Annotated in this window: 6 protein-coding genes; 1 reads left to right on the plus strand and 5 read right to left on the minus strand. The window is 33.3% G+C overall.

The window, feature by feature from the left end:
* Positions 1 to 11 precede the first annotated feature (11 nt).
* Positions 12 to 1,667, minus strand: a complete 1,656-nt coding sequence (locus tag J7K39_00705; protein ID MCD6178401.1) for a hypothetical protein — start codon at positions 1,665 to 1,667, stop codon at positions 12 to 14.
* 176 nt (positions 1,668 to 1,843) lie between these two features.
* On the opposite strand from J7K39_00705, the gene J7K39_00710 reads away from it, so the two are divergent.
* Positions 1,844 to 3,352: a serine hydrolase gene (locus J7K39_00710; GenBank protein ID MCD6178402.1), complete on the plus strand. Its 1,509-nt coding sequence runs from the start codon at positions 1,844 to 1,846 to the stop codon at positions 3,350 to 3,352.
* Positions 3,353 to 3,428: 76 nt separating this feature from the next.
* Here the strand turns inward: J7K39_00710 and J7K39_00715 are convergent, their stop codons facing one another.
* From J7K39_00715 to J7K39_00730, 4 genes are all read right to left on the minus strand, one after another.
* Positions 3,429 to 5,891 (minus strand): carboxypeptidase-like regulatory domain-containing protein, encoded by a 2,463-nt coding sequence (locus tag J7K39_00715; GenBank protein ID MCD6178403.1) that lies wholly within the window; start codon positions 5,889 to 5,891, stop codon positions 3,429 to 3,431.
* Positions 5,892 to 5,928: 37 nt separating this feature from the next.
* Complete coding sequence (thiS, locus tag J7K39_00720; GenBank protein ID MCD6178404.1) at positions 5,929 to 6,132, minus strand: sulfur carrier protein ThiS; 204 nt, start codon at positions 6,130 to 6,132, stop codon at positions 5,929 to 5,931.
* A gap of 11 nt (positions 6,133 to 6,143) precedes the next feature.
* Complete coding sequence (locus J7K39_00725) at positions 6,144 to 6,830, minus strand: hypothetical protein (GenBank protein MCD6178405.1); 687 nt, start codon at positions 6,828 to 6,830, stop codon at positions 6,144 to 6,146.
* Between the two features lie 48 nt (positions 6,831 to 6,878).
* Positions 6,879 to 7,383: Lrp/AsnC ligand binding domain-containing protein (locus J7K39_00730; GenBank protein MCD6178406.1), on the minus strand; the 505-nt coding region annotated here is incomplete at its 5' end.

Genomic DNA, 7,383 nt, shown 5'->3' on the forward strand with positions numbered 1-7,383 from the left:
ATTAATCACTCTTATTTTATAAACGTAAACACAATACCGTTGTCAGATGTCATAATGAGTTTATTCCTATTAATTTTATAAGTACTTGATACGTAGCCTGATTGAAAAGTCAAAGTCAATGTATTTCCTGTAACCTTCCATGTGCCATCACTTTTACTTACATAGCTACCAGAGTTTTTTGGTTGATATTCTTCGTGGTAAGTTCCGTTTGTTCTAAGTTCAATAAAATGATAATTGACTAACGACTTACCGTCAGAACGACTTATAAAATTATATTTTCCGGCAATATTTGTTTTTGACACTCTGCTGCTATTTCCGGATATCGGATATTCAACCTGAAAAGTGATTGTACGTTCACAATCATTACCATTGTCATTTTGCTTTTCATTAATAAACATAAATTTTCCATATGTGCCATCACGCAATTCTAAGATACAGACTCTGTTTAGAGGAACCGACTTAGAATCATGTTTAGCAACATTTGAAAACTTAGCCTTATCCCATGATGTAGTATTTTGAAAGTTGTTTTGGTTAGTAACAATAAATTTCCCACTAGCCTCAGGCAGTCCTTCACAGCCACCATACAAAGCAAAACCTTCACCGGTTGATTTAGCAAAAGAAATAACTTTCCCTAGATGAAAATCATAAGCTTCGTGGGAGTGAATAACTAATTGCTGATTATTCTGATTACTGCTTGACGAACTATTGGCAATGGATCTGCTGCCGTTAAAACGTCCTTTACCTGTGCTTTGTTTACTTACGGTAAAATCTAATTTACGTATTATTTTACCTGCCATTTCAAACTTTACAGAATAGCTACCCACAGGCCATCCGGCATTTGGTTTAGTAACGCTAACAACTCCTATTCCGCCTTTTTTATTGGTAAAATTATATGCATCACTGCTTATAATTCTATCCCAATCATTAAAAATCCAACTTACAATCAAATCTTTTTGTGTTCCTCCCGTATAATTCATCACGGCAAAAATTTCTGGAGTTTGAGTATTGAAAGTAGTTGTTGGATTGATGGCACGATTATTTGCATCAAGCTTATTACTTAGCTTTATTCCGGTAATTTTAAACGAATTGGAAGACGTACTTCCTGCTAAGCCACTTAAACCTGATGGTCTTTTATTTACAGTATTTGTAGATGCCGTAAAACCATCCAACGTGAAAGACTGGGTAATTGCCCTAACTTCATCCCCTTTTTGTTCTACCATACTTGTTGGAAGAATCGCGGTAAGAACAAATCCATTGCCATTCTGAACAGTATAAAAGGCTGCCAAAATAACCTCATTTCCATTGTAATTCATACTATAAGTTCCTTGCTTTCCCGGAATACCATTTTTTGATGTGTGATTGGTTAAACTTTGTCTCTGGGCTCCTGCCGGAAGCATGTTTTGTTCATAAATCTGAACAAGTAAATCTATTGTTACTCCTGCTGTGGCTTTGAATGCACGCAGTTGGATAGCCGCATTCTCATCAGGGCTGTAAAAATCATATACCTTGTCCGTTCCATCCATATACGATGTTTTGCTCCAAGAAGATGGAATATTGATTTTGAAACCATACTTTGAATCATATTGCCATTGAGTGTAGGCATTGTTATTAATGAAAAGAAAAAGTATTAATGCAATAAGCAAACTTAAATTTTTGAATGTTTTCATATTTTTCCACTTTAGTGTAGAGTTAAAGATAGTTTATCCGTAGTGAAGATTGCAATACAAATGTAAATCTGCCGCATATCAATCAATATTCGATGTGTAATTGAAATAATTCGGTTTAAATAGGATAAAGAAGAATCCTTACATTTGTTTTAAATTTAAAACCAAGCACTAAAATCATGAAGAACTATTTTTTAATTCTATTGTTTATATTTTTAGGATTTTCCACCGTAACTCAAGCCCAAAAAAAAATTAATACCAAAAAATTAGATAAGCAACTACAACAATCTTTTCAAGATTTTGAGCTAAACGGACTTTCTGTGCTTATCCTAAAAGATGGTGAACGAGTTTTCGAGAAAAATTACGGGACAAGAGATTTAGAAAACCCAATAACATCCAACTCATTATACAATATTGCTTCCGTAACAAAAGCCTTTACAGGTGCATTAATGGCAAAACTTGTTTATGAAAAGAAAATTAAATGGGATGATTTAGTTATCGATTACCTCCCCGATTTTCAATTGGCCGATGCCTATATTACCAGTCATTTAACCATCGCTGACTTGCTAAGCCACCGTAGTGGAATGGGGACTTTTTATGGCGATTTACTTTGGTACGAAACGGAGCGTAGCAATGCCGATATCCTTCACCGTATGCGTTATTTACCCGTTACCAATCGTTTTCGCGATCAGTTTGGCTATCAAAACAATATGTATATTGTTGCCGCAGAGATCCTTAAAAAAGTTACAGGGCAAGATTGGGAAACCTATATCAGCGAAAATATTCTATTGCCTTTAGAAATGACTCAAACGAGGACATCGGGCAATAAGTTAGAAGAAACTCAAGAGCTTGCTCATCCAATCATCAACAATAAAGTCGTTGGACTTTCTATGAAAAGACCACATGCCGCGGCAAGTCTTTTCACTTCTCCTAATGAGTTAAGTCATTGGGCTGAAATGCTTTTGAATAATGGAATTTATAAAGGCGATACTATTCTTAATTCCGCAATTATTGCAGATATGTTTACAGGCAGAACTTTACAATCGGTTTCTGGCTTAAAGAAAATGGCAGGTGCTAATTTTAGTCAATATGCCTTGGGCTGGTCGGTTTGGGATTTTAATGGAACGCCTATTTATGAGCACGGTGGAGGAATGCCCGGCTATATCTCCAAATTTGTACTTATTCCAGAATATGATATGGCTTTTATAATCCTCACAAATACACTCAGCAGCTTTCCTACAGCATTAGAATACCATTTATTGTCACAGCTCAGCGGAGATAAATCAACGGATTGGATAAGCCTTTTTAAGGATTTTAAAGAAAAAGGTGAAGCTGGTGAAATTAAAGCAAAAGAAAAACGTTTAGCCTCTCGTGTAGAAGGGACGAGCCCTCGTCTTGAATTATCCGAATATGTTGGTACTTACGAGGATAAAATGTATGGCAAAGCTGAAATCACTTTTGTTGATGGAAAGCTACACCTTGTATTTGTTCCAGCAAAGCACATCTTCTTTTCGGATATGGAGCATTGGAATTACGACACCTTTAAAATAAAATTTGCTGATGAATTTTTACCCGAAGGTTATATTAGTTTCGATTTTGATTCGTGGAATAAAATTAAAGGATTTAAGATTGATTTAAAGAGTAATGACTTCCACTTTTTTAATCTTGACTTTAAGAAATTAGATTAAAAAAAATGACAGATATAATAAGAGTAAATCTATAAAATTCGTCTCCTTATTAATTTTTTTTAATACAGATTAAATTCTATTCAGAAACTTTTCCAAACTTCATTTTAATTGGTAAGCTAAGTGTAAGCTTATAGCCAATGTTGTCTTTAAAATCGGGGAAACTGTACGCTCCATAACGATATATTGTCCCTATACCTACATTAAACAGATAAAGTTTAACTATATTATTAATCATTAAGCCACTCTCGTAATAGCCGTATTCCATTGTTTGGAAGTTTATATTAAGATGATATTCGGGATGTTCTAACCAGCCGAAGCCGATATTTGTAATCAACTCAAATTCGGGTTTAAATTTTTCTCCCTTAAACAATAGGCTTCCAAAATTATGGGAAATAAAAAGTGAGATGTAAGAGTCAGATAAAAATTCGTTAGGTCTCATTGTTGCAAAACTTTTTGCTGCAAATAAACCCACAGGCTTATAAGTTCCTCCACCGGAATATAGTTTTGCATAAGGTATATCGCCCAAAACAAGTCCTGCCTTTAACTCAATATTCGTTTCGCCAAGATATTTGGTGTAAAATGATTCTCGTATTTGAAAATCCAGTTTTTTATAATCGAAATCGCTATCAAATAATTGAGAAATACCTTGTGAATAATTAAACCATAACACAGGATATTTTGTGCCCATAGAAAGTGTTGTACGTCCGTTATCAAAATATTTTTCTTTATATGCGAATCGAAAACGAAGCTGTATTTCTGTCGATTGAAAGTCGCCGAATGTGAGAATATCATTTGGGTTTTTGAATAAATAGCTGCCTGTATTTTCTATGCTTTCGTGACTAAAGCCACCGTATACTTGCAAATATTTGAATATTCTTCCGCTCAAACCAACTTCTTCTCTGACGGTATAATTCATTCTGTTTATAAAATATTCTTGAAATGTATTAGGATCAAACAAAGAATGGCTATCCTTAAAAAAGTCGATATTTCCACTCTCAATATTATCAGACAAATACTTTAAATGACCTTTAATTTCTTTAGGTTTATAAATTATAATTGAGGATTTTATGCCGAATTTTGATTGCCTGTCTTTTAAGCTATATGCATAATATCCACCTAAGGTAAATTTTTCTGAAAAGCGTTTATTTGTTTGTGCCCCAAGTCCAAACCAAAATCCTTCGAAAGAATTATAACCTACAAAACTATTGAGCAATAAATCAAAATAACCCCAAGAAACCTTTCCTGTTAAAACAGTTTCCAGTTCTTTTAACTTTTTATCAAATTTGGCTTTTTTGCCAAGACTATCCATAAAATGATAGGTTAGCTTATCGCGTGTGCTTAAAGAATCTATTCGGTAATTTCTCCACTGTTTATCTTTACGGTATACTGCGTTTGGGTCTATTTCAACTTCAATATGTGAGAAAGTTTTTTTTACTAATTCAGGATTTAGTTCAATATCTTTAATATAAGTCTTCCCAATTCCTATTAGCCTGCTTTGCTGTCCCCCGGAACCAATACTCAAAGCATCAAATGTAATATTTGTATTTAATTGTACGGGAAACCAATGTTCTCCATCAACCAATTCATATTTTTGTTGAATCTGAACAGCTATTCCTTTTACGTCTTTTGCAGCTTTGGCTTTTACATTTACTATTGCCCATTTATTTGTGCTTATATGCAAAACACCTTGCAGTCCATCAAAATTTGTGTTTTTATTTGGCCTATACGAAATAGTATAAATAGTATCTTTTTGTCCGGAATACAAAGTGTCTTCCATTTGGAAGTAATACTTGTTTAAGCTGCCTTTACTTATTGGATTGATATAATTTTTATTGGTAATATGAATAATCTCGTCGTAAAAAGATGTTGACTGAATCTGCGAAACTAAATAAACCATCATAGGATCTTTTAATCCGGAAACTTTTGTAGCAATAACTCTTTCGTTACTTTTATCGGGAGCCATAAACTTCTTTTCAACAGCAGTTTCCATTAAAAATAAATCCTTACCCTTAAAGAAATCGGCAAGCCCCTTTACGCTATCATTTTGAATAAAGGATGTGTCTGTTATAAGCGAAGACGTATCAATTGTTATCACCATTTTATCGTAGGTAGTATAGGCATACGATTTTAATTTCTGCGGATTATTAATATCTCTATTTCTAATAACATTTGTAATAATTCTATGTGCGGGATTTTTACCCGGAAATACCTCATATTCGTTTAAATCGTATTTGCGCGATTTCAGATAAATAGTTTTAGGTCCTTTTAGATTACTTGTTAGAACATAAGATGTTTTGTAACCTAAATATGAAATTCTGATGCTATCAATACCTGTTGGTAAAACAAGTTTGAATTTACCATCAATATCGGTAGTGGTTCCGTAACGCCCATCGGCAGAAATAAGGTTTACAAAAGCCAAAGCTTCCTTGGTCTCTTTATCGAGAATCAAACCTGAATATTTTATTCCTTGCCCAAAAAGTCCGAAACTTAGGAAAAGAAAAATGCTAAGAATTATTTTATGTTGATAGGGTTTTATCATATGAAATAATGACGCATGTTGAGCAAATATATTACACTTAGCCTCCACTTATTAAGTGGAGTATTAAAACGGTATCGCCATCCTTAACAAGAGCCGTGTCTCTATTTTCTTTTTTTATAAGCTCCCCATTTATTTTTGTCACTAGTAATTTAAAAGTGAAGTTTTTTTGCTTGATAATTTCGCTAATACTTAAACTATCTGCTTTAAAATTTTCTAATCGATTATTAAGCGTAATTTTCATAATAAAAGTGTTTAAATAAATACTTTTCTTGAAAAAGGACTAAAATAGCGTGTTCCCAGATTAGCTTTAATTACATCTAAAACGCGTTGATCGTTTGCTTCGTATACAGAACCGAAAATCATTTTAACATTCCGGTATGCTTTCATATCCGCATGCATTATTGCTGAGGGACCTAAAATATAAATCGATGAACCTTCAGCACTATTTTCAATCAGGTCAACAAAGCTTTGATTAAACATGCTTGTGGCTGTTAAAATGATAGCATCCGCATTCTGAATAAATTGCATCTGATCTTTCATCTCCTGCAAAATTTCTTCATCTTCTCGCTTATCAAAAATAAAGAGTGGAATATTTGCTTGCTGAAATCGTTTTACGACAGGTCTGAAATTACCTACCATAACAATATTGGAAAAAGTCTTAAAATCAACGGCTTCAAAAATATCTTTCTCCTCTCTATATTCTTGATTATAATTAAGTAAGGCATTATAGTAGGCGTTCAAAAATATTCGATGCTCCGAATTTTCTAAATCAATTTCTTTTGGAATTTCTGCTTTGACAGTTTCGCCTAAAGTAGCACAAACACCAATATTTCCGTTCTTAAAAAGAATTGCTACATATCTTGCTCCGCTTACAAAATCTTTTACTAAAGAAGAATCGAAGGCGTATTTTTGGTAAAAATGAGTAATTGGATCTAACATATTGAGCGCGAAATTAAGAAGAAAACTTTAAGCAATCTAACAACAATGCTATTCAATATTCAATTTCCTGTTAAAACCTTCTTCTAAGGATAGAAAAGTTTCTGTACCGGTAACTTCTAAAATCGATTGTATTCTATGAACCAAAATCCTTTTTAAATCTTCGTTATTTCTGGCGTAAATTTTTATCATATAAGAGTATTTACCTGTAATTGAATGACATTCTACTACTTCCGGTATTTCAACAATTTGTTGAAAAACTTCTTCGTGAGTTTTGTCGCTTGTAAGATTAACCTGAATACCTACAAATGCTAAAGTATGATAGCCTAGTTTTTTAGGAGATAAATTAAACTGTGATCCCTTTAAAAGTCCGCCTTCAAACATTTTATGCACTCTCTGATGAACTGCGGAGCCTGTTACACCACATTGTCGGGCTACTTCAACAAAAGGTACTCGAGCATCTGCACGTAAGATGCGTAAAATACGCTTATCTAAAATATCTAAATGAAAGTTTTCCATATCAATAAATGCTGTATTATTTTCATTATTATAATAT

Source organism: Bacteroidales bacterium, assembly GCA_021157585.1.
Lineage (GTDB): Bacteria > Bacteroidota > Bacteroidia > Bacteroidales > UBA12170 > UBA12170.

Bases quoted from the DNA above. Each gene is read 5' to 3' on its own strand.
- J7K39_00705 (MCD6178401.1), bottom strand. From the start codon at position 1,667: ATGAAAACATTCAAAAATTTAAGTTTGCTTATTGCATTAATACTTTTT.
- J7K39_00710 (MCD6178402.1), top strand. From the start codon at position 1,844: ATGAAGAACTATTTTTTAATTCTATTGTTTATATTTTTAGGATTTTCC.
- J7K39_00715 (MCD6178403.1), bottom strand. From the start codon at position 5,891: ATGATAAAACCCTATCAACATAAAATAATTCTTAGCATTTTTCTTTTC.
- thiS (MCD6178404.1), bottom strand. From the start codon at position 6,132: ATGAAAATTACGCTTAATAATCGATTAGAAAATTTTAAAGCAGATAGT.
- J7K39_00725 (MCD6178405.1), bottom strand. From the start codon at position 6,830: ATGTTAGATCCAATTACTCATTTTTACCAAAAATACGCCTTCGATTCT.